Raw genomic sequence first — 23,945 nt, forward strand, 5'->3', positions numbered from 1 at the left:
GCGGTGTTGGCCGTGCCTCAGTCGCGTGCGGACTCCACCGAGTCGGCCTCCGCGGTGGGCCGTTCGAAGCGGCCGTCCAGCTTCGAGACCAGGCCGGTGACCTGGCGGGCGATGTCGGGGGCGGTCAGGCCGATCTCCGTCATCACCTCGGCGCGCGAGGCGTGGTCGAGGAAGCGCGGCGGGATGCCGAAGTCGCGCAGCGGAACATCCACACCCGCGTCGCGCAAGGCCTGCGCGATCGACGAACCGACGCCGCCGACACGGGAGTTGTCCTCGACGGTGACGACCACCCGGTGCTGCTCCGCGAGCGGGGCCATGGCCTCGTCGACGGGCTTGACCCAGCGCGGGTCGACGACGGTGGTGGTGATGCCCTGCTTGTCGAGGAGGGTGGCGATCTCCAGGCACATCGGCGCCAGCGCGCCGACCGAGACCAGCAGCACGTCCGGGGCGTCGGTGCCGGGCGCGCGCAGCACGTCCATGCCGCCGATGCGGCCCACGGCGGGTACGGCGGGTCCGACCGCGCCCTTGGAGAAGCGGACCACGGTCGGCGCGTCCTCGACCTGCACGGCCTCGCGCAGCTGGGCGCGGACCTGGTCGGCGTCACGCGGCGCGGCAAGGCGCAGCCCGGGGACGACCTGGAGGATCGACATGTCCCACATGCCGTTGTGGGAGGCGCCGTCGGTGCCGGTGACGCCGGCCCGGTCCAGGACGAAGGTCACCCCGCACTTGTGCAGGGCCACGTCCATCAGCACCTGGTCGAAGGCGCGGTTGAGGAAGGTGGCGTAGACGGCGAAGACGGGGTGCAGTCCGCCGGTGGCGAGGCCGGCCGCGGAGACGGCGGCGTGCTGCTCGGCGATGCCGACGTCGTAGATGCGGTCCGGGAAGGCGTCGGCGAACTTCTTCAGGCCGACCGGCTGGAGCATCGCGGCGGTGATCGCGACGATGTCCTCGCGCTCCTGGCCGAGCGCGACCATCTCGTCGCCGAAGACGGAGGTCCAGTCGGCGCCGGAGGCCTTGATCGGCAGGCCGGTGTCGGGGTGGATGGGGCCGATGCCGTGGAAGCGGTCGGCCTCGTCCTGGAGGGCGGGCTGGTAGCCGCGGCCCTTCTCGGTGAGGCAGTGCACGATGACGGGCCCGCCGAAGCGCTTGGCCCGCGCGAGCGCGGACTCCAGGGCGTCGATGTCGTGCCCGTCGATCGGGCCGACGTACTTCAGACCGAGGTCCTCGAACATGCCCTGCGGGGCGATGAAGTCCTTCAGGCCCTTCTTCGCGCCGTGCAGCGTCTCGTAGAGGGGCTTGCCGACGACCGGAGTGCGCTCCAGGAGGTCCTTGCCGCGGGCCAGGAAGCGCTCGTAGCCGTCGGTGGTCCGCAGGGTCGCCAGGTGGTTCGCGAGGCCGCCGATGGTCGGTGCGTAGGAGCGCTCGTTGTCGTTGACGACGATGACGAGCGGGCGGTCCCTGGCGTCGGCGATGTTGTTCAGCGCCTCCCAGGCCATACCGCCGGTGAGAGCGCCGTCACCGATGACGGCGACCACGTGGTCGTCGCGTTTGAGGACCTGGTTGGCCTTGGCGAGGCCGTCGGCCCAGCCGAGGACCGTCGAGGCGTGCGAGTTCTCGATGACGTCGTGCTCGGACTCGGCCTGCGAGGGGTAGCCGGAGAGGCCGTCCTTCATCTTCAGCTTCGAGAAGTCCTGGCGGCCGGTGAGCAGCTTGTGGACGTAGGACTGGTGGCCGGTGTCGAACAGCACCCTGTCCTTCGGCGACTCGAAGACGCGGTGCAGGGCGATGGTCAGCTCGACCACACCGAGGTTCGGGCCGAGGTGGCCGCCGGTCTTGGAGACGGCGTCGACGAGGAAGGTCCGGATCTCGCCGGCCAGCTGGTCCAGCTGCTCCAGGCTGAGCCGGTCCAGATCGCGCGGTCCCCTGATGCGGGTCAGCAGCGGCACCCGTGCCTCCTTGCGAGTAGAGCTGATCGAGCTGTTGCCGGGCTTGTCGAGTCTAATGTTCCGCCTTTGCGGACGGCGCCCGGGCTCTGCGTCATACGTCACGCGATCGGCTGTACCCAAGAACAGCCATTCCTACGACATGACTGTGCCCGGTACCGCGTTCGGTACCGGGCACTGGTCGACAAGCGCGCAGGTCAGCCGCGGCCGGCGGCCTTCTGGCTCTTGCGGGACACGGAGTCGATGACGACCGCGCCGAGCAGGACGCCACCCGTGATCATGTACTGGATCGACGTGTTCATGTTCAGCAGGTCGAGGCCGGTCTGGATCGACTGGATGACGAGCATGCCCAGGAGGGCGGACCAGACGGTGCCGCGACCACCGAAGAGGCTCGTACCGCCGATGACCGCGGCCGCGATGGCCAGCATCAGGGTGTTGCCGCCACCGGCGTTGAGCGTGGCGCTCTGGGTCTGACCGGCGAAGAACATACCGCCGACCGCCGCGAAGCCGCCGGAGATGGCGAACACGGTGATCCGGATCATGGACACGTTGATACCGGCACGGCGCGCGGCCTCGATGCCGCCACCGACCGCGAAGACCTTACGGCCGTACGGGGTACGACGGAGCACGAAGTCCACGATCACGAGGGACGCGAGGAAGATCACCAGCGAGTTGGAGACACCGGCCGAGGAGTTCAGCACGTACGCGGTGACGAACGCGGCCACGGCGAGCAGACCGACCCGCAGCCCGATCTCGCTGGTGGGCCGGAACGGCACCCCGGCGGCCTTGCGGCGGCGCTGCTCGACGAGCGAGCCGTAGGCCAGGGAGCCGACGCCGAGGGCGGCCAGGATGTAGGCGCCCGCGATCGACTGGTCCATGAAGAAGGAGCCCTGGCCGAGCAGGTGCACCGGACCCTCGTCCGGGATGTTGATGGTGCCGCTCGAACCGAGCAGCCACAGCATCAGACCGTTCCAGCCGAGGAAGCCGGCCAGGGTGACGACGAACGCCGGTACGCCGATCCTCGCGAAGAAGAAGCCGTGCAGCGCGCCGATGCCGATACCCGTGATCATCGTCAGGATCAGCGCCAGCCAGCCGTTCATCCCGTGGTTGACCACGAAGACGGCGAACAGGGTGGACGCCAGACCGCTGACCGAGCCGACGGACAGGTCGATCTCGCCGAGCAGCAGCACGAAGACCAGGCCGATGGCGAGCATGCCGGTGGCCGACAGGTAGTAGCTGATGTTGGACAGGTTGTCCGCGCTCAGGAACCGGCTGTTCTGCGACTGGAAGATGATGCCGATGACGATCAGGCCGGCGACGACCGGCAGCGAGCCGAGTTCACCGCCCTTGACCTTGCGCTTGAACTCGGTGATGTAGCCCTTGTAGCCCTCTTCGCGGACCAGCAGACGCGGGTCGACGACGGTGGCGGCACCGGCCGCCGCCGTGGGGTCCTCGGTCGGAGCGGCGGTGGTCGGTTCCACCGCGTCCTTCTTCACGGTGCCTGACGTGTCGCTCACTTTGCCGCCTCCGTGCTGCGCACCGCACGACGGGTCACGGCGTTGTCCGTGGCACCGGTGATCGCGGCGATGATCGTTTCCTGACTGGTGTCCTTCACCGGGAAGGAGCCGTTGTTCTTGCCCAGGCGCAGCACGTTGACGGTGTCGGCGACCGCCTTGACGTCGGCCATGTTGTGGCTGATGAGGATGACACCGAGGTTGCGCTCGCGCAGCCGCTCGACCAGGTCGAGGACCTGGGCGGTCTGCTCGACGCCGAGGGCGGCGGTGGGCTCGTCGAGGATGACGACCTTGGGGTCACCGATCAGCGCGCGGGCGATGGCGACGACCTGTCGCTGCCCACCGGAGAGGCTGGCGATCGGGATGCGCACGCTCGGGATGCGGATGGAGAGCGTGCTCAGCAGCTCACGGGAGTTCTTCTCCATCGTGACCTCGTCGATGACCCCGTGGCGCAGCAGCTCACGCCCGAGGTAGAGGTTGCCGACGACATCGAGGTTGTCGCACAGCGCGAGGTCCTGGTAGACCGTCGCGACGCCGAGTCCCTGGGCGTCGTGCGGCTTGTTGATGCTGACCGGCTTGCCCTCCCACTCGATGATTCCCTCATCGATGGGATGCACCCCGGCGATGGTCTTCACCAGGGTGGACTTTCCTGCGCCGTTGTCGCCGACCAGTGCGACGACTTCTCCGGCGTGGACCTCCAGCTCTACTTCGGTGAGGGCCTGCACCGCACCGAATCGCTTGGAGACTCCGCGCAACGCCAGCACGGGCGTAGCGGACACGTTAACCATCTCCTTCGCCGCCTGACCGGCGGGGATGCCGCGCTTGTCAAAAGGCGCGGAGGGTTGTGCCTAGGCACAGATTTACAAGATGAACATGCGCGCGGCCGATGCCTGTTGGCAACGGCTGCGTTCGCACGGGTTCCGATCGGCGCCCGCCCCACAGCGGGGTTGGAAGGTGGGGCGGACGCCGAAGGGGGTCTGTCACCGCTGGGCGGTGATTACTCCAGACCGGCCGCCTTGCACGCCTTGGCGTAGTCGGCGGTGCAGATCTGCGCGACGGTGTAGAGACCGTCCTTGATGACCGTTTCCTTGATGTTGGCCTTGGTGACCGACACCGGGACGAGCAGCTGCGAGGGCACCTTGTTGCCGGAGCCGCTGGTCTGGGTCGTGGTGGCGAGCGAGGAGATGCTCTTGCCCTGCGCCAGGTCGACGGCGAGGGTGGCGGCCGCCTCGGCCTCCGGCTTGAAGGCCTTGTAGACGGTGCTGGACTGGGTACCGGCGACGATGCGCTGGATACCGGCGAGCTCCGCGTCCTGACCCGTCAGCGGGATGTTGCTGATACCGGCGCCCTTGAGGACGGTGGCGATACCGCCGGCCATGCCGTCGTTGGCGGAGTAGACGCCCGCGATCTTCTTGGCGCCGAGCTGCGTGATGGCCGCCGACATCTTCTGCCCGGCGACGGTGTCCTTCCACAGGCCGGACTGCTCGTAGGCGATCTTGACCTTGCCGTCGAGGGCCTCGTGGGCGCCCTTCTTGAACTGCGCGGCGTTCGGGTCGGCGTCGTCACCGTTGATCATGACGACGTTCGCCGACGGGGTCGCCTTCGAGCCCAGCGAGGCGAGGAGCGCCTCGCCCTGGAGCTTGCCGACCTCGACGTTGTCGAAGGAGACGTACGCGGAGACCGGGCCCTGGGCCAGACGGTCGTACGCGACGACCTTGATGCCCTTGTTGACCGCCTGCTGGATCGAGGACTTGATCGCGGCGGAGTCCTGGGCGCTGATCACGATGACCTTGACGCCCTTGGTGATCATACTGCTGACCTGCTGGGCCTGGGTGGCCGCGCTGGCGTTGGCGTTGTTGTACTCGACGGTGCAGCCGGAGCAGAGCTCCTTCACCTTGGCCTCGAAGTACGGCTTGTCGAACTTCTCGTACCGAGCGGTGACGCTGTCGGGCAGGAGCAGGCCGATCTTGGCGGTGGTGCCGCCCGAGGAGCTGGAGCTGCTGTCGGACTTCTTGTCGTCGCCCGCCTTGCCACAGGCGGCCATCGAAACGGCCATCGTGGTGGCGATAACTGCAACGGCGGCACGACGCATGCGCGTGTTCACTTTGAAACCTCCCTGACGAGGCCGCGTCGTTGCGGCCGAGGTGGCTGGAAGTCAACTCGGCCGCGCGTTCGGCGTCAAGAAGTAAATACTTAACGAGATGGCAACGGCGTCGTGCGTTCTCTAAGTGAAGACAGGTGTCGCTGCGGTCAGCGACCCGTCCAAAAGGGTCGAATCGCCCATCTCGCTGAGTGCGAGAGCGAGCGCTCCGAGCACCTCCGCACGGCCTCCAAGTGCCCCCGGGAGAACGGAAAGTTGACGCGCCGCACTGGGGATCGCGTAGCGGCCGACAGACTCCCTGATCGGCCCGAGCACCAGCTCACCGGCCTCGGCGAGATCGCCACCGAGGACCACTCGGCTCGGGTTCAGCAAATTGCAGAGATTGGCGACTCCACTGCCGATGTGTCGGCCGACGTCGGCGATCACCCGACGGCAACCAGGGTCTCCGTCCCGTGCCAGCCGTACGACTCCTTCCATGGTCAGGTCGGTGCCGTGGCTGGACTGGAGCAGCGGCAGCACATAGCGCGCGGCCGTGAAGGTCTCCAGGCAGCCCCGGTTTCCGCAGCGGCAGACAGGGCCGGACTCATCAAGAGTAATATGCCCGATTTCTCCCGCTGTGCCACCCGGGCCCCGGTAGATCGTGCCGTTGATGACCAGTCCGGCGCCGACCCCGCTCGCGACCTTGATGTACGCCAGGTCCCTGACGCCCCGCCCGCTGCCCCAGACCAGCTCACCGAGGGCGCCGAGGTTGGCGTCGTTGTCCACGTGCACCGGTACGCCCAAACGGCTGCCCAGCTCCTCCGCGGGTCTGGTGCCGGTCCAGCCCGGGAGGATCGCGGTGGAGCCCAGGGTGCCCGATTCGACGTCGATCGGTCCGGGCACGCCGAGGCCCACCCCGGCGATCTTGGAACGGTCCACCCCGGTCGCCGTGATCAGCCGGTTGACCAGCTCTTCCGCCCGGTCGAAGCCCTGCGTCGAGGAGGCGTCCACATCGACGGGCTCGGACTCCTCGGCCAGCACCTGGTGGGCGAGATTCCCGACCGCGACGCGCAAATGCGTGTGCCCGAAGTCGACACCGATGACGATGCCGGCGTCACCGCTCAGGGAGACGCTGCGGGCCCGGCGGCCGCCCGCCGAAGTGGGCGTGACCTCGACCGTTCCGCCGTCCTTGAGTTCGCGCACGATGTTGGAGACGGTCGCGGCGGACAGACCCGTCGTCCTCGCGATCTCCGCCTGCGTCAGCGACCCGGCCAGCCGCACCGCTCGCACGACCCGCTCGAGATTGGCTCGGTGCAGTGACGACTGCGACCCCGGAGTCTCCACGACGACCTCCTGCGCGCGGGACCGCATCGATGAGGCCCCGTCTATGTCCAACTAGTGAACTCTAAGCTGAGCTGTTCGGGTCGCCTCCCGTCAAGAGGTTGAACCGCATCCGGGGTCTCGGACACATACGTGACCACCGCTCCCGGCCTGCCGGGAGCGGTGTCGGAACGATCACTCTCTGTCGCGTCGTCCAGGGGTGCTACTTCAGCGTCGCCGAGGTCAGACCGGACTGCACCTGGCGCTGGAACGACAGGTAGACGACCAGCATCGGGATCATGGCGATCGTGACCCCCGCGAAGAGAACGGGCAGGTCGGAGGCGTAGCCCTGTTGCTGCTGGAGCTGGATGAGCCCTTGGGTGAGGACATAGCGCTCCGGGTCCGAGCCGCTCTGCGGCTGCATCAGGACCGTCGGCAGGATGAACTGGTTCCACTGACCGAGGGTGTTGAAGATGCCGACACTGATCAACCCGGCTTTCGCCATCGGCAACATCACTTGGAAGAACGTCCGGGTGTGCGAGGCGCCGTCGAGGATCGCCGCCTCGAAGACCGCGGTGGGCAGTGTCCGGAAGAACGCGTGCATGAAGAACACCGTGAACGGCATCGAGTAGGCGATGTAGACCAGGATCAGCCCCTGGTAGGTGTTGAGCATGTCGAGGCGCTTGACCATGAAGAACAGCGGGACCAGCGCCAGGAACACCGGGAACATCGCGCCGGCGACGAAGAAGTAGTACAGCAGCCGGTTGCCCCAGAACTGGTACCGGGCCAGCACGTACGCGGCCATCGAGCCGAACAGCATCGTCAGCGGGACCGAGAACACCAGCACGATCACGGTGTTGAGGAAGTAGTCGCCGATGCCCTTGCTCCAGGCCCGCCGGAACACGTCGAACGTCCAGTTCTGCGGCCAGCCGAAGGCCGAGTTGCCGATCTGCACGTCGGTCTTGAACGAACTGAACACCAGCCACAGCAGCGGCAGCACGATCAGCAGGGCCCACAGGGCCAGGAAGCCGTGCGAGAAGGCGTTCAGTACGACGCCCTCGCCGCGCGGCTCACCGGCCCGGGCGCTGGACTTCCCCACCGACGGCTGCGGCGGGACGGTGCCGCCCGTGGGGGCGGTCTCCTTCAGGGGTGCGCTCATCGTCGTATGTCTCCCGCTCAGAACTCGATGCGCTCACGGCGGGTGGCGCGCAGCGTGACCACGGACAGGACCAGGGTGAGCAGCAGCATGACGACGCCCATCGCGCAGGCGTAGCCGCTCTTCCCGAAGTAGAGGAAGTTGCGCATCATCACGGTCGACATGACGTCGCTGCCGTGGTCGGGGCCGCCTCCGTAGGCGCCCATGTTCGAGGTCATGGAGGAGACCAGGACGAACATGTCCATCGCGATGATGCCGAGATACACCCAGGCCGTCTGCACGGTCTCCCAGAGCAGCGGCAGCGTGATCCGGAAGAAGGACTGGGAGCGGCCCGCGCCGTCGATCAGGGCGGCCTCGTAGATGTCGCGCGGAATGGACTGCATGGCCGCGGAGAACAGCACCAGATAGAAGCCGACGCCGTGCCACACCACGACCGCCATCAGCGCCCACAGCACCACGTTGGGTTCGTTGAGCCATTCCACCGGATTGTTGACGTCCACCAGGTGGAGTTTGATCAGGACGCCGTTGAGCAGACCGCCGCCGTCGCTGCGGTACACCGCGTTGAACAGCACCGCGAGAATCGCCAGCGACAGGACCTGCGGGAAGAAGTAGATGATTTTGTAGAACCCCGAACCGGCGACACCCTGCACGCCGCCGGCCTTGCTGTGTCCTCCCGCGTTCACCATGAAGGCGAAGAAGAGGGCCAGCAGAATGGTGATCACCGGGATGAACACCAGGAACAGGAGGTTGTGCCAGATGGCCTCCTTGAAGACGTCGTCGTGGATCAGCGCTCGATAGTTGTCCAGTCCGACGAACTTGAAGGTCTGTGACTCGCCTTTCCAGTCGGTCAGCGAATAGCCGAACGTCTGGATGTACGGCCAGATCACGAAGATCAGATAGAGCGCCACGGGAACGAAGAGAAATCCCGTGACGAACCTGTACTGCCCTTTGCGCATTGGCGTTTCCTGCCCCTGGTGTCCCGAGCGTGATCAGGTGGTGCGATCAGGCCTTGTGATCAGGAGTGCACGTTCTTCTTGGACGCCGGGTCCTTGGCCTGCTTGTCGACGGCGGCCTGGCAGCGCTTCAGCCACTCCTTGGGCTGGATGCGCTTGGCCATCAGCTCGTTGGACGCGTTCTGGATGGAGGTGTCCATCTCGCTGTACCAGTCGGGGTACAGGAAGCGGAAGGTGTTGTCACCGGCCGCCTTGGACGCGTCGACCGTGGACTGGGTGCCCGGGCGCAGGGTGACGCTGGAGTCGACACCGTCCTTGAGGATGGTGAGCGAGTTGGCCTCCTTGGCGAAGAGCGTCGACCACTCCTTGGAGAGCATGTGGCGCATGAACTCCTTGGCGCCGGGGAGGTTCTTGGCCTTCGCGGGGATGATGAAGGGCTCGCCGGAGCCGGCCCGGATCGCCTCGAACGGCATCTTGCTGTCGGCCAGCAGCGGCATCGGCAGGAACTTCATGTCGAAGTCCGTCGGTGTCAGCTTGAGCTGCTCGTTCTCCAGCCAGGAACCACAGGTGATGAACGCGGCCTTGTACTGGTTCCAGCGGGTCTGCGACTCGGTGTGGGTCAGGCCGTTGGTGCCGGGCATCAACAGGCCCTTCTCCACCACCTCGTAGATCGCCTCGACGCCGGCCTGCGCGGCGGCCGAGCCGACGAACGCCTTCGGGTCGAGGTTGTCGATCGCCTTGACGGCGTCGATCCCGCCCTTCTTGGCGATGAGGTCCATGATGGCGACGTTGATGTAGTACGGGTACTTGCCCTGGTGGGCGAGGCCCCCGATACCGTCCGCCTTCGCCTTCTGGCACACGGCGATGAACTCGTCCCAGGTCTTCGGCGGGGTCCAGCCCTTCTCCTTGAAGAGCTTGCCGGAGTACCACAACCCCCAGACCGTGTAGATGTAGTTGAGGGCGACGACCTTGCCCTCCTGCACACCCGGGTCGAGGGTGCCGGGGATCAGCAGATCGCGCACCTTCTTGGTCGGGTCGTCGATCGCCGGGGCGTCCAGGACCGGGGAGAGATCGAGCAACTGGCCGTTCTTGTACAGGACGTCGATCTTGATCTGCTGGGCGCCGGAGTCGTCGACGATGTCCGGCGGGTTGCCCGCGTTGAAGCGGGGCTGGAGCTTGCCGGTGATCTCCTGCGTACCGGTGTGGGTCGAACCGACGCCGATCTTCGTCTTGAAGTTGGCTTCCCACGCCTTCGCGTAGTCGTCGCCGTAACCGCCCTTGAAGACGACGACGTCGAGCGTGCTGCCCTTCTTCACACCGAAGGGATTCGACTTCGACGTGGTGCCCTTGGTGCTGTCGTCACTGCTGCTGTCGTCCCCGCCACCGCTGGCACACGCGGACAGGAAACTCATCGTGGGTACGGAGATCAGACCGAGTGCGGCCGACCTCTTGATCAGATCACGGCGGCCGACGCCATTGGAACCGTTGTTCTCGGCGGAAGTGGATCCCATGCTCAAGTCCTCGCCTTCAACAGGACTCAGGCGGTGAACCGGATCCTCCCCGGCACCGCGGTCAGGTCGAGCTTGGTCGTGCAGAGGTACTTCGTGCGTGCTGCTGTGAGAGCGGTGTCGAACGCGACAGGTATAGTCCACTTCCCGCCGACAGAGCAAGATCGAATGCAGGGTAGGTTGTCGGTCTTTTCCGAAGTGAGACCTCGCGGAAATATGAACGCCCTGTGTGTTCGATGCCGGAGAAATCCTCGTTATTGCCCTCGAATGCCTCACTCAACACCCTTGACATCCCTGGCCACTTGACTCCCTACTGTTGCTTGCGCGTCGAATTTGACAACGTTGTCCAGCGTGCAGGGAGGATGCCCTCGTATGCATCACAGATGGTGGGGTACGGCGGTCGTGTCGACCGCCGCACTGGCTTTGCTCGTGGGTTCGCAGGGGGTGACGGTCGCCCTGCCCGCAAAGGCCCCGGCCGGCGGGGAGTTCGCGTCCTCGTTCGAGACGGGAGATCCGGCACCGGCCTGGCTGAACACGGTCGACACCGCGCCGGACGGCTCCAAGCGCGCCTCGGGCGTCGACGGCGGCTACAGCACCGGCATCCCCGGCAATGTGACCGACCACGTCACCGATGTCCGGGCCAGCTCCGAGAACACGGGCGGCGGCGAGGTGAAGGAGAACCTCGTCGACGGCGAGTCCGGCACCAAGTGGCTGACCTTCGAGCCCACGGGCTGGGTCGAGTTCGACCTCGACAAGCCGGCGAAGATAGTGACGTACGCCCTGACTTCGGCGAACGACTTCGCCGAGCGCGATCCGAAGGACTGGACGCTGTCGGGCTCGACGGACGGCAAGGACTGGAAGACCCTGGACACCCGCTCCGGCGAGTCCTTCGCCGACCGGTTCCAGACGAAGTCGTACGACCTCGCCGAGCCGGCCGAGTACCAGCACTTCCGGCTCGACATCACGAAGAACAACGGCGCGAGCGGCATCCTGCAACTCGCCGACGTCCAGTTCTCGACGGGCGGGACCACCGCCCCGATCCCCGAGGACATGCTCTCGCTGGTCGACCGGGGCTCCAGCGGCTCCCCCACCGCCAAGGCGGGCGCCGGCTTCACCGGGAAGCGCGCACTGCGCTACGCGGGCCGTCACACGACGACGGGACGCGCGTACTCGTACAACAAGGTCTTCGACGTCAACGTCCCGGTCGGCAAGGACACCGCGCTCTCGTACAAGATCTTCCCGCAGATGTCCGACGGCGACCTCGACTACGACGCCACGAACGTCTCCGTCGACCTCGCCTTCACGGACGGCACCTATCTCAGCGGCCTCGGCGCCACGGACTCGCACGGCTTCGCGCTGACTCCGCAGGGGCAGGGCGCGGCGAAGATCCTCTACGTCAACCAGTGGAACAACGTCCTCTCGCGGATCGGTTCGGTCGCGGCCGGGAAGACCGTCGACCGGATCCTGCTGGACTACGACTCCCCCAGCGGCCCGGCGAAGTTCCGGGGCTGGCTGGACGACGTGAGCCTCAAGTCGGTCGCGCCGGAGAAGCCGAAGGCGCATCTGTCCGACTACGCGCTGACCACCCGGGGCACCAACTCCAGCGGCAGCTTCTCGCGCGGCAACAACTTCCCCGCCACGGCACTGCCGCACGGCTTCAACTTCTGGACCCCGGTGACGAATTCGTCGTCGCTGAGCTGGCTCTACGACTACGCACGCGCGAACAACGACGACAACCTGCCGACGCTCCAGGCGCTCAGCCTGAGCCATGAGCCCAGCCCCTGGATGGGCGACCGGCAGACCTTCCAGGTGATGCCGTCGGCGGCCTCGGGCACCCCCAACACCTCGCCCACGGCACGGGAGTTGGCCTTCAAGCACGAGAACGAGACCGCGCGCCCGTACTACTACGGCGTCACGTTCGAGAACGGTCTCAAGGCCGAGATGGCCCCGGCCGACCACGCGGCCTCACTGCGCTTCACCTACCCCGGCGACGACGCGAGCGTCATCTTCGACAACGTCACCGAGCAGGCGGGCCTGACCCTCGACAAGGAGAACGGGACCGTCACCGGCTACTCGGACGTCAAGTCCGGGCTGTCCACCGGCGCGACACGGCTCTTCGTCTACGGCACGTTCGACGCGCCGGTGACGGACGGCTCCTCCAGCGGGGTCAAGGGCTATCTGAAGTTCAGGCCGGGCGCCGACCACACGGTCACGCTGCGCCTGGCCACCTCGCTGATCAGCGTCGACCAGGCGAAGGACAACCTGCGCCAGGAGATCCCGGACGGCACCTCCTTCGACACGGTCAAGAAGCAGGCCCAGAAGGTGTGGGACAGGCTGCTCGGCAAGGTCGAGGTGGAGGGGGCGACCCCGGATCAGCTGACGACCCTGTACTCCAGCATGTACCGGCTGTACCTGTACCCCAACTCCGGCTTCGAGAAGGTCGGTTCGACGTACCAGTACGCCTCGCCGTTCTCCCCGATGCCGAGCCAGGACACCCCGACGCACACCGGCGCGAAGATCGTGAACGGCAAGGTGTACGTCAACAACGGCTTCTGGGACACCTATCGGACGACCTGGCCGGCCTACTCCTTCCTGACGCCCAGTCAGGCGGGTGAGATGGTCGACGGGTTCGTGCAGCAGTACAAGGACGGCGGCTGGACCTCGCGCTGGTCCTCGCCCGGCTACGCGGACCTGATGACGGGCACCTCCTCGGACGTCGCGTTCGCGGACGCGTACGTCAAGGGCGTGAAGTTCGACGCCAAGTCGGCCTACGACGCGGCCGTGAAGAACGCGACCGTCGTCCCGCCCGCCTCCGGTGTGGGCCGCAAGGGCATGACCACCTCGCCCTTCCTCGGCTACACGAGCACCGACACCAACGAGGGCTTCTCCTGGGCGATGGAGGGCTACAACAACGACTACGGCATCGCTCAGATGGGCCAGGCCCTCTACAGGAAGACCGGCGAGAAGCACTACAAGGAGGAGTCCGAGTACTTCCTCAACCGCGCCCAGGACTACGTGAACCTGTTCGACAAGCAGGCCGGGTTCTTCCAGGGCAAGGACGCCAAGGGCAACTGGCGGGTGGCATCGGCGAGTTACGACCCGAAGGTCTGGGGCTACGACTACACCGAGACCGACGGCTGGGGCTACGCCTTCACCGCCCCGCAGGACAGCCGGGGCCTCGCCAACCTCTACGGCGGCCAGAAGGCCCTCGGGGACAAGCTCGACCAGTACTTCAGCACCCCCGAGACCGCCTCGCCCGACAACGTCGGTTCCTACGGCGGGGTCATCCACGAGATGACGGAGGCGCGGGACGTCCGCATGGGCCAGTACGGCCACTCCAACCAGGTCGCCCACCACGTCACCTACATGTACGACGCGGCCGGCGAGCCCTGGAAGGCCCAGAAGGACGTGCGTGAGGTGCTGTCGCGCCTCTACACCGGCAGCGAGATCGGGCAGGGCTACCACGGCGACGAGGACAACGGCGAGCAGTCGGCCTGGTACCTCTTCTCCGCGCTCGGCTTCTACCCGCTGGTGATGGGCAGCGGCGAATACGCCATCGGCTCCCCGCTGTTCACCAAGGCGACCGTCCACCTGGAGAACGGCAAGGACCTCGTCGTCAAGGCGCCGAAGAACAGCACGAAGAACATCTACGTGCAGGGTCTGAAGGTCAACGGCCAGAACTGGACGAAGACCTCACTCCCCCACTCGCTGCTGGAGAAGGGCGGAGTGCTGGACTTCTCCATGGGCTCCAAGCCCTCGTCGTGGGGCAGCGGCAAGAACGCGGCGCCGGTGTCGATCACCAAGAACGACAAGGTGCCGACGCCCCGCAGCGACCAACTCGCCGGAGTCGGCGCCCTGTTCGACAACACGTCGGCCACGAGCGCGACGGTGACCTCGGTGGACCTGCCGGTCACGAAGGCCACCAAGGGCGTCCAGTACACGCTCACGTCGTCCACGGACCACACGAAGGCACCGACCGGCTGGACCCTTCAGGGCTCGGCCGACGGCACCTCGTGGAAGACGCTCGACAAGCGCTCCGGCGAGTCCTTCACCTGGGACAAACAGACGCGCGTCTTCACGGTCAAGTCACCTGGCTCGTACGGGCATTACCGCCTGGTGCTGACCGGCTCGTCGACCCTCGCGGAGGTGGAACTGCTCGGCTGAGGGCCGCTCACGGCACGGGGAGGCGGGGCAGCAGTCGCCGCAACGCCTCCGCGTGCTGGTGAACCCGTTTGAGCACGCCTCTCCTGGTCGACGCGAAGACGGGGACGTCCTGGGCCGGACCGCACGCGGCGGCCGTGTACAGGTCGTCGAGCCACGCCCCGCTCCCCCTGGTGCCGTCCGGCGCCAGGGGGATCAGTCGTGTCAGGACCTCCGATTCGGCGCCGCCCAGGAACCAGACGCGCACCATCAGATCCGCGCGCAGATAACGCAGGCCACCATCTATGTCCTCCGGCGGCGCGAAGCCCTCGTCCCCCACCAGGAACGCGAAGGCCGTACGCGCCTCGGCCCGGAACTCCTCGGGCATTTGCGGCCGTTTCACCATCTGCGGATGCTCGCACGCGCCGATGTGCCCCCGCCACCGAAACCGGCGAGGGCACACACTGTGGACGTCAGTTCACCGCAAGGGTGAACACATGGAGATCCGGGTCGTCCGGAAGTGTCACGCTCTTGATGGTCTTGCCCGTGGGCGCCGCGAACGGCTTGGTGGCGAACACATAGGTGGCTACCGGGTCTTTGTCCGCACCCGCGACATTGCGGTACGCGGTCCTGGCGACGACCTCGTTGCCGTACTGCACGGTGCCGCCGCCCCCGCCGACCGTCCAGTCCGTGAAGGACAGGTCGATCGCGCCGGTGCTGCCGTCGGTGTAGGTGACGGTCGCCTTCGTCTGCTGGTTGCCGTTGACCGCGCTGCCGACGAAGGACAAGGTGCTTGTGGGCTGCGGGAGTTGGACGGTCTGACCGGCCGCCGAGACGTTGTCCGGGCGCCCGTTCGGCGAGCTGGGCCAGGTGAAGCCGAGCCCGTCCACCGTGCCCGTGCCGCCCGGGGTGAGCCCGGCCGCCGCGAGCGCCTGGAGGGAGTAGCTCCAGCCGCCTCCGTCGTAGTCCGCCTCGTCGTGCTCGCCGGTGTCGTCGGAGACGCCGGTGTTGTTGTAGGCGGCGAGGAGGGTGCCGGGCGCGGCCACGGTCAGGGACACCGGCTGCTCATACGACGTGTCGCCCGAGGTGACGGTGACCTTCACGTCGTAGAAGCCCTGCTGGACGTCGTCGGCGGCGGTGAGGGTGATGTCCTGGGAGCCGTCGACGACCGTTCCCTGGGCGGGCGTTGCCGTGACTCCGGCGGGGGTCTCGACGGTGTAGCGGACCTCGGGTCCGGTGCCGCCGTTCAGGGACAGGGCCTTGATGTTGACCTTGGTGGTGTCGCCGGGCGCGAGGGTCGCGGCGGTCGGGCCGACGCCGATCTGGTACGGCTGTTCACCGGTCCGGAAGGACGGCGGGGTGTCGGCCGGAGCGCTGCCCCAGGTGCGGTTCGGGGTGGTGGAGAGGGTGTAGTCGAGGATGCCGCCGTTCTTGACGATCGAGGACGGGAGCCAAGGGCGGTCACTGGTACGGCCGTTGACCTTCAGGGACTGGATGTACGGGGCGTCGGCCGCGGCGCCCTTCGCGCGGATGGAGATGTCGTTGCCGTGCGGGCGCTTGATCTCGATACGCTCGAACAGGGGTGAGGCGAGGGTGAGTTCGGCGCGGGAGGGGACCTGGGGGTACATGCCGAGGGCGGAGAAGACGTACCAGGACGACATCTCGCCGAGGTCGTCGTTGCCGGGGATGCCGGCCGGGTCGGTCGACCAGAGCTGCTTCATGGCCGCCCTGACCGTCTCCTGGGTCTTGTAGGGCGCGCCCGCGTAGTCGTAGAGGTAGGGGACGTTGACGGACGGCTCGTTGTCCAGCTCGGACTTGTCGCCGCCGCTGCCCGTGAAGGCCCAACTGCCGTCCGCCTCATGGAAGAAGGAGTCGAGGCGGGCGAGGGCCTTGTCGGTGCCGCCCATCGCCGCGAAGAGGCCGGCCGGGTTGTGCTGGACCATCCAGGTGTACTGGGCGGCGGTGCCCTCGACGAAGCCGTTGCCGGTGCCCGGGGTGAAGCCGGTGACCCAACTGCCGTCCGCCTTGCGGTTGGCGATGTAGCCGCCGGTGGGGTCGGCGGCGATGTTGAAGTTGTTCTGCCACCACTGGGCGCGCTTGGCGAAGTCGGCCGCCGTGCTCTTCTTCCCTGCCGCCGTGGCGAGTTGGGAGAGCGCGAAGTCCGCCGTGGACATCTCCAGCGTCTCGGCGGCGCCGCCCCAGGCGTTGGAGACGGACGGCATGTAGTGCAGGTTCAAGTACTTGTCGAGGGAAGGGCGTTGGCCGACCGAGAGCACCGGCTTGCCCGAGGAGGACAGGTCCTGGGCGGTGGGTACGGTCGCCGCCTTGACGAGGGAGGCGAGGGCCCCCTTCAGGTCGAAGTCCGTGCCGCCGAAGGCGCGGATGCCGGCCAGGGCGGTGGGTGAGGGGTCGCCGTTCATGACGTGGGTGCCGCTCGCGCCGTGCAGCCAGCGGTCCCAGATCCCGCCGTTCTGCTGGGCGAGTTCGTAGAGGGACTGCGCGATGTCCGAGCCGGTGCGCGGGCTGAGCAGGGTGAGCAGCTGGACCTGCGACCGGTAGATGTCCCAGCCGGAGAAGGTGCCGTACTGCGCTTGGTGCCCCCGGCTCACTTTGTGCACCTTGCCGTCGCTGCCGGTGTATCTGCGGTCGGCGTCGCTGATGACGTTGGGGTGCAGGAGGGAGTGGTAGAGCGCGGTGTAGAAGGTGGTGCGCTCGGGGTCGGTGCCGCCGCCGACCTTGATCGCGCCGAGCTGGTCGCGCCAGGCGCGGTGTGCCGCGTCCTCGACGGCGTCGAAGGAGCGCTTCGGCGGGTTCTCCGCCTTGAGGTTGGCCTGGGCGCCGGCCTGACTGACGTACGAGACACCGACCTTGACGCCGACCGGGCCGCTGCCGGGCTCGAACTCGACGTAGCCGCCCGCGCCCTTGCCCGCGACGGGACGGCCGCCGGTGGCGAAGCCGCCGGTGCCGCCGGTCGCACTCGTCGAACCCGGGGTCAGCTTGTCGTCCTGCCAGGTGCCGGTGGTCTTGAAGGCGCGGTCGAAGGTCGCGGTGAAGTACAGGGTGTAGTAGGCGCGTTGGCCCTCGGGGTCGAGGTAGCCGCAGAAGTTGCCGGAGGTGACCGAGCCGGAGACCGTGTTGGTCTTCGGGTCGATGGTGACCGACGAATCGGCGGACCCCACCTCGGAGTTGGCGGTGCGGATCAGGAGTGAGGCGGGCTTGTCGGCCGGGTAGGTGAAGCGGCCGGAGCCGGTGCGGGCCGTCGCGGTGAGGTCGGCGGTGACACCGGAGGCGAGGCCGACCTTGTAGTGGCCGGGTTCGGCGGTCTCGTCGGTGTGGCTGAAGTCGGAGGCGTAGACGGCGTCCTTGGTGTCGCTCGCCGGGGACGAGGTGACCTCACCGGCGTACGGGTAGAACGGGATGTCGCCGCTGCCGCCCGCGCAGCCCGTGCCCGACATGTGGGTCAGGCTGAAGCCGCGGATGCGGGTGGCGTCGTACTGGTAGCCGCCCGGCGCGGCCGTGCTCGTCGCGCTGCCTCTGGTGTTCTCCGGGCTCCAGGAGAGCATGCCGAAGGGCACGACGGCGCCCGGGAAGACGTTGCCGCCGTTCTTGGTGCCGATCAGCGGATCGACGTAGGCGCTCGGATCCTTGACGAGTTGCGGTGGGGCGGCGGTCGCCGCCAGGGCGGGGGTGGCGCCGCCGAGCGCGAGGGCGGCGGCCAGCGCCGCGGCAGGCAATGTTCGCCCACCAAGGAGCGGCGTCCGGTGCGTGCTCTCGGCGTGCCGGCCGGAAGCCCTCGTACTGGACGTACTTGGGCTTTCGGCCGGTGCGGCGAGAGGGCGTGCCGGGCGTCGCGACGGGGCGGACATTGCCTGTCGCGGTACTGGCAACAGGGACATGGGACGGAAACGCATGACGCGGCCCCTCCTCCTTCGGACGGGTCGCGCACCACAGGTCGCACAAGCCGCAGGGACAGTAACGTGCGCCACCCATACCACGGAAGAGCGCGTGCGCCGGCGAGGGCACGCGGGCCGGCCACTCGGACGGCGTCCGCAGGCCAACTCGCTTGACATCGTTGTCCGTTGGGGCGGTAGAGTCATATGCAGACCATTCGACAACGTTGTCGCACCACAGTGTCGCCCCAAGCCACGCACCACCCGGGCAGGTTCAACCCCCATTGCCTGTCCGGCTCGCGGATCCGGTGGCCCCCGACCACCGGATCCGCCCCGAGCTCAGCCTCAACCGACCTGGCAGGGCAAGGTAGTTGCCGTGTCCCCGCCGTTGCCGTTCACGACGTATCCGAAGGTGGCGCTCTGCCCCGGACTCAGTGAGCCGTTCCAGTCGGCGTTGTGCACCATCACGTCCTGGCCGCTGTAGGTCGCATTGCCGTTCCAGAGGCTGGCGACCGACTGACCGGTGGGGAGTGCCCAGTTGACCATCCAGCCGAGCATCGGGACGTCACCGGAGTTGGTGACGGTCACCTCGGACTGGTAGCCGCCGGGCCAGCTGCCGGTCGTGTGCCGGGTGGCCGAACAGACGCCGGGTACCGGGTCGGTGGGGTTGCCCGGGTCGTGAATGCCCGTCACTTCGCCGTTGCCGCCGTCGAAGACGACGTCCGAGCAGGAGTAGAAGGTCTCCGCGCTGTCCGAGCGCTGCCACACCATGTAGATGATGTTCCGCCCCGACTTGTTCGCCGGAAGCTGCCCGGTCCAGGAGTAGTTGGCCTCGACCGTGCCCGGCGTGCCGTTGAGCGGCGGGTGGTCGACCGTGAGGAACGGGGTGTCCTCCATGGCGTCCCACGTGAGCGTCTTCGTCGGGTCGAAGCCGTCCTTGGTGACGTAGACGTAGAACCAACCCGGGTGCGCCGCCCAGGCGTTGTACGAGAAGTCGACCGTCGCGCCGGAGGTGAGGTGCGTCAACGGCCAGTCGTCGCGCGGGAGGTTGAAGCCCGTGAAGTTCGGGTTCCCGCCGCTGCACAACTCGCCGTCCGGCACGAAGCCGCGGGTTCGGCCGGCGCCGTCGGAGCGCAGCACGGAGAACCAGTTGTAGAACGGCGTGGTGCCGCTGACCTGTTGGGCGGCCTTGCAGGCCGGGTTGATCGGTTTGATCTCGCCGGTGGTGGTGAGCGCGTCCTGCCAGCAGAGGAAGGTGCGGCTGGCGGGCTTCATGGGGGTGCCGTGGGCCTCCGCCCTGCCGCCGGTGGCGAGGATCAGGGCCAGGGCCGGGACGGTGGTGAGCAGGGCGAGGAGGACGAGGAAGAGGGCTCGGTGGGGGGTGGGGCGTGGTAATCGCGGTGTGGTGTGTGGAGTTGAGGTCGATGTTGTCACGGGCATGACAGTTCTACGTCCCTTCGGTCGGCGGGTGCGAGGAACGTGCGGTGGTGGGTGCGTGCGTGCGTGCGTGCGGTGTTGGATACGTGGGGTGGGGCGACCCGGCCACCCGGCGGGTTCCGGACCGCCGGACGGGTGGGAGCGCTCCCACCCCACTTGTCCGTGAAGTTAGCGCGGACTGGGGAGGCTGTAAACGGCGGGGGCACGTGAAGTGGCGTTCGGGGCGCGCTTGTTCCGGGACCGGGGCCTCGTACGATCCCGTCATGATCGCAGTCGTCGTCACGGTCGCACTGGCCTTCGCCGGGTATGTCGCCACGTACCTCAACAGCCTGCGGCTGGCGCAGCGACAGGAGCGGCTCGCCCGGGTCAATCGCCAACTCAGCGACTTCTACGGCCCGTTGTTCGCACTGACGGAGGCGAACGCGCGCACCTTCGCGGCCTTCGTGGAGCGGCACGGCCGGGCCGCGGGCACCTCCCCCTTCAGTGACGCGACTCCGCCGACCGACGAGGAACTCGCCGAGTGGCGGCTGTGGGTCACGACCGTTTTCCTGCCGGTCCTGCGAGAGATGCGCGAACTCGTCGTCGGGCGGGCGGATCTGTTGCGCGAGCCGGAGATGCCGCCGCTGCTGCTGGAGCTGTGCGCGCACGCGGCGGGATACGAGATCACCGTGGCGCGCTGGGCGCGGGGCGACCTCTCGGAGCATCTGTCGCTGGTCGCGTTCCCGAGCGCGGAGCTGGCCGCGTACGCGCGGCGGGGTTTCGGTCAACTGAAGCTGGAGCAGGCGCGGTTGCTGGGCGGACGTGCGGGCGGCGGTCGATCACCGATGCCGACCTGACCCTCACCGGGCCGGCCGGCACGAAGATCACCACGCGTGACGTGACCCGGGCCCGGACGATCCGCGGCGGACACGCGCTGAAGGCCACCTACTCCGTGTCCATCCCGCCCTCGGCGAAGCTCTTCACCTCCGACGGCTTCCGGGGGACGGCGAGTTACCGCTTCCGCTCAGCCGGGAAGACCCGGCTCACGGCCGGTGACACGATCACCGTCAACCACCAAGTCACCGCCCCGTACCGGACATTCGCGTCGACCACGGCGAGCTTCAGCGAGTCCGGCACCCAACTCGGCATCCGGGCGCAGGGTGCGGACCTGTACAACGGCACCAACGAGTACGGCTCGGTCTATCTGCCGGGTGCCGAGCACGACGGTTCGGTGACGACCGTGAAGCTCAACTCGCAGTCGGACACGGATGTCTGGGCCAAGGCCGGGATCATGGTCCGCAACGACATCACCCAGTCCAACACGTCACCCGGCTACGTGGCCCTGGTCGCCACTCCGGGCAACGGCTATCTCCTCGACTGGGACAGTGACGGCGACGGGCTGCTCGACTCGCAGGACTCCACCGGTACCGCCACCTACCCCTCGTGGCTGAAGCTCGTCCGCGACGGCACCTCGTACAGCGGCTACTACTCGACCGACAACGCCAGTTGGAACCTGGTCGGCACCACCGGCGAGGCCGACTTCGACGGGTTCACGAGCACTCCGTAGGTCTACGGCTACGACGGCGAGGGCGTCCGTCCGGCGCTCGGTGCTCGGTGCTCTTCTAGACCGGCGCCGCGCGGGCGCGCAACGCCGGTTCTGCGGGCGGGAGTTCGGCGGCCGCCGGGAGTTCGATGGTGAACTCCGTGCGGCCCGGGACGCTGGTGACGTCGATGCGGCCGCCGTGGGCTCCCGTGATCGCCGTCGCGATGGCCAGGCCGAGGCCGGAGCCGCCCTCCTTGCCGCCGGCGCGGGCGCGGGAGGCGTCGGCGCGGGTGAAGCGTTCGAAGACGGTGGGGAGGAGGGCCGGGGGGATGCCGGGGCCGTCGTCGCGTACCCGGATGACGACGGTGTGACCGGCGGTGGCCTCGACGCTCGCCGTGACCGTCGTGCCAACGGGTGTGTGCATACGGGCGTTGGCCAACAGGTTGGCCAGCACCTGGTGCAGGCGGGCCTCGTCGCCGACGACCAGGGCCGGGGCGTCCAGGGACAGTTGGAGCTGCCACTCGTGGCCGGTGCCCGCGGCGCGCGCGTCCCACACCGCCTCGGCGAGGAGCGCCGCGAGGTCCACCTCGGCGGACTGCAACGGCCGGCCCTCGTCGAGCCGGGCGAGGAGCAGGAGGTCCTCCACCAGGCCCGTCATGCGCGCCGACTCCGCGGTGACCCGGCGCCAGGCGAGGCCCGGTTCGATGCGGTCGGTGCCGCGGTTCATCAGCTCGGCGTAGCCCGCGATCGAGGCCAGCGGGGTACGGAGTTCATGGCTGGCGTCGGCGAGGAAGCGGCGCATGCGTTCCTCGCTGCGGCGCATCTGCTCCTCACTGCGCTGGCGTTCGGCGAGCGAGGACTCGACGTGGTCGATCATGCGGTTGAGCGCGGCGCCGACCTGGCCGGCCTCGCTGCCGGGGTCGGTGTCCCGCTCGGGCACCCGGGTGAGCGCGGTGACCTCGCCGTGGCCGAGCTGCGAGCGGGAGACCTCGACCGCGGTGGCGGCGACCCGGTCCAGCGGCCGTAGCTGCCGTCGTATGACGACCGCGCAGAGGAAGCCCGCGACGGTCAGTCCGGCGAGGGCGACGGCCGCCTCGACCGCCACCAGACCGCTGATCATGTCCTGTACGTCGTCCATCGGAAGGCCGGTGAGGACCCGGACCCCTTTGTGGTCGACGGCCGTGAGCCGGTAGGTGCCGAGGCCCGGCACGGTGCGGGTGTGCATCGCGCCGTCGACCGTGATGCCCGCGAGGGCGCCGCGCTGGGCCGAGGTGAGGTTCTGGGGCGGGGCGTCCTGGCTGACGACGGCCGCGGCGATGATCGCGCCCTTGTCGTCGAAGCGCGCGGCGAGCGTCCCGACGGCGTGGCCGTTCTCCATGAGGAATCCGAGGTCCCCGTCGAAGTCCGGGTGGTGTTCGGCCCCGCCCAGGCTGCGCTGGGCGGCGTTGTCGACCCGGTCGTCCAAGTTGCCCAGCAGGTAGGAGCGTTGGACGAACACGGTGATGAGGGCCATCGCGGCGCACACGACGACGAGGGTGGCGCTGATGAAGAGCAGGAGTCGGGTGCGCAGCGAACGGCCGCGCAGGCGGCCTCGGTTGCGGGTCAGGAGGTTCATCTGCCGTCCTCCACGGGCCGTAGGGCGTATCCCATCCCGCGTACGGTGTGGATCATAGGAGCGCGGCCCCGGTCTATCTTCCGGCGGAGACTGGAGATGTAGACCTCGACGAGGTTGCCGCCGCCGTCGAAGCAGCTGCTCCACACCTGGTCGAGGATCTGTGCCTTGCTCAGCACCTGGCGGGGATGGTCGAGGAACAGGGTGAGCAGGTCGAACTCCTTGGCGGTGAGCCGGACCGGCTCACCGGCGCGCCGTACCTCGCGGGTCCCGCCGGTCAGGACGAGGTCGCCGAGTACCCGTACGGAGTCGTCGGCCGGGGTCCGTTCGCCGCCCGCCCGGCGCAGCAGTCCGCGCAGCCGCAGCACGACCTCCTCCAGGGAGAAGGGCTTGGTGACGTAGTCGTCGGCGCCCGCTTCGAGGCCGTCGAGTCGGTGCTCGATGGCGTCGCGGGCGGTGAGCATGAGGACGGGCAGCCTGGGGTTCTCGTACCGGAGTCTGCGCAGCACCTGTACGCCGTCCAGGTCGGGCAGCATGCCGTCCAGGACGACGGCGTGCGGGGCGCAGCCGCGGGCGATGCGCAGCGCGCTGTGCCCGTCCGGCGCGGGGTAGGGCCGCCAGCCGGCCTCGGTGACCGCGACGGAGAGCAGCTCGGTGAGCGCGGGCTCGTCGTCGACGATGAGCACGCGTACTCGGCTGCCGCGGGATCCCGATGTGCCAGTCATGTCCCGATTCTGTCCCCGCCCGCTGAGGGAACCCTGTGTTCCACCTGAGCCGCAGCCGTGCGTACGGGCGGGAGTCCGGGGCGAGGGCACGGGCCGGTGACCGGCCAGGACTCCGCCCGGCGACCGATGTCTTCACCAACTACCT

Annotated in this window: 16 protein-coding genes; 3 read left to right on the top strand and 13 right to left on the bottom strand. The window is 68.1% G+C overall.

The window, feature by feature from the left end:
• Window positions 1-17 precede the first annotated feature (17 nt).
• From dxs to ngcE, 8 genes are all read right to left on the bottom strand, one after another.
• Entirely contained in the window at window positions 18-1,946 is a 1,929-nt protein-coding gene (gene dxs, locus OG714_RS14135) for a 1-deoxy-D-xylulose-5-phosphate synthase (protein WP_406121043.1), read from the bottom strand.
• A gap of 194 nt (window positions 1,947-2,140) precedes the next feature.
• Window positions 2,141-3,460, bottom strand: coding sequence for a sugar ABC transporter permease (locus OG714_RS14140; protein WP_406121045.1), 1,320 nt, complete (start codon window positions 3,458-3,460; stop codon window positions 2,141-2,143).
• Entirely contained in the window at window positions 3,457-4,245 is a 789-nt protein-coding gene (locus OG714_RS14145) for an ATP-binding cassette domain-containing protein (RefSeq protein WP_406121047.1), read from the bottom strand. The genes OG714_RS14140 and OG714_RS14145 overlap by 4 nt, the downstream gene beginning before the upstream one ends.
• A gap of 209 nt (window positions 4,246-4,454) precedes the next feature.
• Entirely contained in the window at window positions 4,455-5,549 is a 1,095-nt protein-coding gene (locus OG714_RS14150; protein WP_406131818.1) for a sugar ABC transporter substrate-binding protein, read from the bottom strand.
• A 132-nt stretch (window positions 5,550-5,681) separates the two neighbouring features.
• The gene (locus OG714_RS14155) at window positions 5,682-6,881 is read right to left on the bottom strand and encodes an ROK family protein (protein WP_406121049.1); all 1,200 of its coding nucleotides are present in this window, start codon (window positions 6,879-6,881) and stop codon (window positions 5,682-5,684) included.
• A gap of 199 nt (window positions 6,882-7,080) precedes the next feature.
• Window positions 7,081-8,016, bottom strand: coding sequence for a carbohydrate ABC transporter permease (locus OG714_RS14160; RefSeq protein ID WP_406121051.1), 936 nt, complete (start codon window positions 8,014-8,016; stop codon window positions 7,081-7,083).
• Window positions 8,017-8,033: 17 nt separating this feature from the next.
• A complete protein-coding gene (locus OG714_RS14165) occupies window positions 8,034-8,969 on the bottom strand; it encodes a carbohydrate ABC transporter permease (RefSeq protein ID WP_406121053.1) in 936 nt (311 codons plus the stop codon).
• A 59-nt stretch (window positions 8,970-9,028) separates the two neighbouring features.
• A complete protein-coding gene (gene ngcE / locus OG714_RS14170) occupies window positions 9,029-10,477 on the bottom strand; it encodes an N-acetylglucosamine/diacetylchitobiose ABC transporter substrate-binding protein (RefSeq protein WP_406121055.1) in 1,449 nt (482 codons plus the stop codon).
• A 369-nt stretch (window positions 10,478-10,846) separates the two neighbouring features.
• Between ngcE and OG714_RS14175 the strand changes: the two genes are divergently transcribed.
• The gene (locus tag OG714_RS14175) at window positions 10,847-14,638 is read left to right on the top strand and encodes a GH92 family glycosyl hydrolase (protein ID WP_406121056.1); all 3,792 of its coding nucleotides are present in this window, start codon (window positions 10,847-10,849) and stop codon (window positions 14,636-14,638) included.
• 7 nt (window positions 14,639-14,645) lie between these two features.
• Here the strand turns inward: OG714_RS14175 and OG714_RS14180 are convergent, their stop codons facing one another.
• The 3 genes from OG714_RS14180 to OG714_RS14190 all read right to left on the bottom strand — a co-directional run bounded on the left by OG714_RS14180 (window position 14,646) and on the right by OG714_RS14190 (window position 19,944).
• Window positions 14,646-15,002 carry a hypothetical protein gene (locus OG714_RS14180; protein ID WP_406121058.1) on the bottom strand — a complete coding sequence of 119 codons (357 nt, stop codon included), beginning with the start codon at window positions 15,000-15,002 and terminating at the stop codon, window positions 14,646-14,648.
• An 85-nt stretch (window positions 15,003-15,087) separates the two neighbouring features.
• The gene (locus tag OG714_RS14185; protein ID WP_406121060.1) at window positions 15,088-18,348 is read right to left on the bottom strand and encodes a GH92 family glycosyl hydrolase; all 3,261 of its coding nucleotides are present in this window, start codon (window positions 18,346-18,348) and stop codon (window positions 15,088-15,090) included.
• A gap of 501 nt (window positions 18,349-18,849) precedes the next feature.
• Window positions 18,850-19,944 (bottom strand): lytic polysaccharide monooxygenase, encoded by a 1,095-nt coding sequence (locus OG714_RS14190; RefSeq protein ID WP_406121062.1) that lies wholly within the window; start codon window positions 19,942-19,944, stop codon window positions 18,850-18,852.
• 260 nt (window positions 19,945-20,204) lie between these two features.
• Between OG714_RS14190 and OG714_RS14195 the strand changes: the two genes are divergently transcribed.
• Together OG714_RS14195 and OG714_RS14200 are read left to right on the top strand one after the other, a co-directional pair.
• The gene (locus OG714_RS14195) at window positions 20,205-20,777 is read left to right on the top strand and encodes a hypothetical protein (protein ID WP_406121064.1); all 573 of its coding nucleotides are present in this window, start codon (window positions 20,205-20,207) and stop codon (window positions 20,775-20,777) included.
• A 41-nt stretch (window positions 20,778-20,818) separates the two neighbouring features.
• Complete coding sequence (locus tag OG714_RS14200; RefSeq protein WP_406121065.1) at window positions 20,819-21,487, top strand: hypothetical protein; 669 nt, start codon at window positions 20,819-20,821, stop codon at window positions 21,485-21,487.
• Between the two features lie 55 nt (window positions 21,488-21,542).
• Here OG714_RS14200 and OG714_RS14205 read toward each other — a convergent pair whose 3' ends face one another.
• Both OG714_RS14205 and OG714_RS14210 read right to left on the bottom strand, forming a co-directional pair.
• Complete coding sequence (locus tag OG714_RS14205; RefSeq protein ID WP_406121066.1) at window positions 21,543-23,078, bottom strand: sensor histidine kinase; 1,536 nt, start codon at window positions 23,076-23,078, stop codon at window positions 21,543-21,545.
• On the bottom strand, window positions 23,075-23,800 hold the full coding sequence (locus tag OG714_RS14210) for a response regulator transcription factor (protein WP_406121068.1): 726 nt from the start codon (window positions 23,798-23,800) through the stop codon (window positions 23,075-23,077). The genes OG714_RS14205 and OG714_RS14210 overlap by 4 nt, the downstream gene beginning before the upstream one ends.
• Window positions 23,801-23,945 lie beyond the last annotated feature (145 nt).

It is taken from the genome of Streptomyces sp. NBC_00989, assembly GCF_045162655.1.
Lineage (GTDB): Bacteria > Actinomycetota > Actinomycetes > Streptomycetales > Streptomycetaceae > Streptomyces.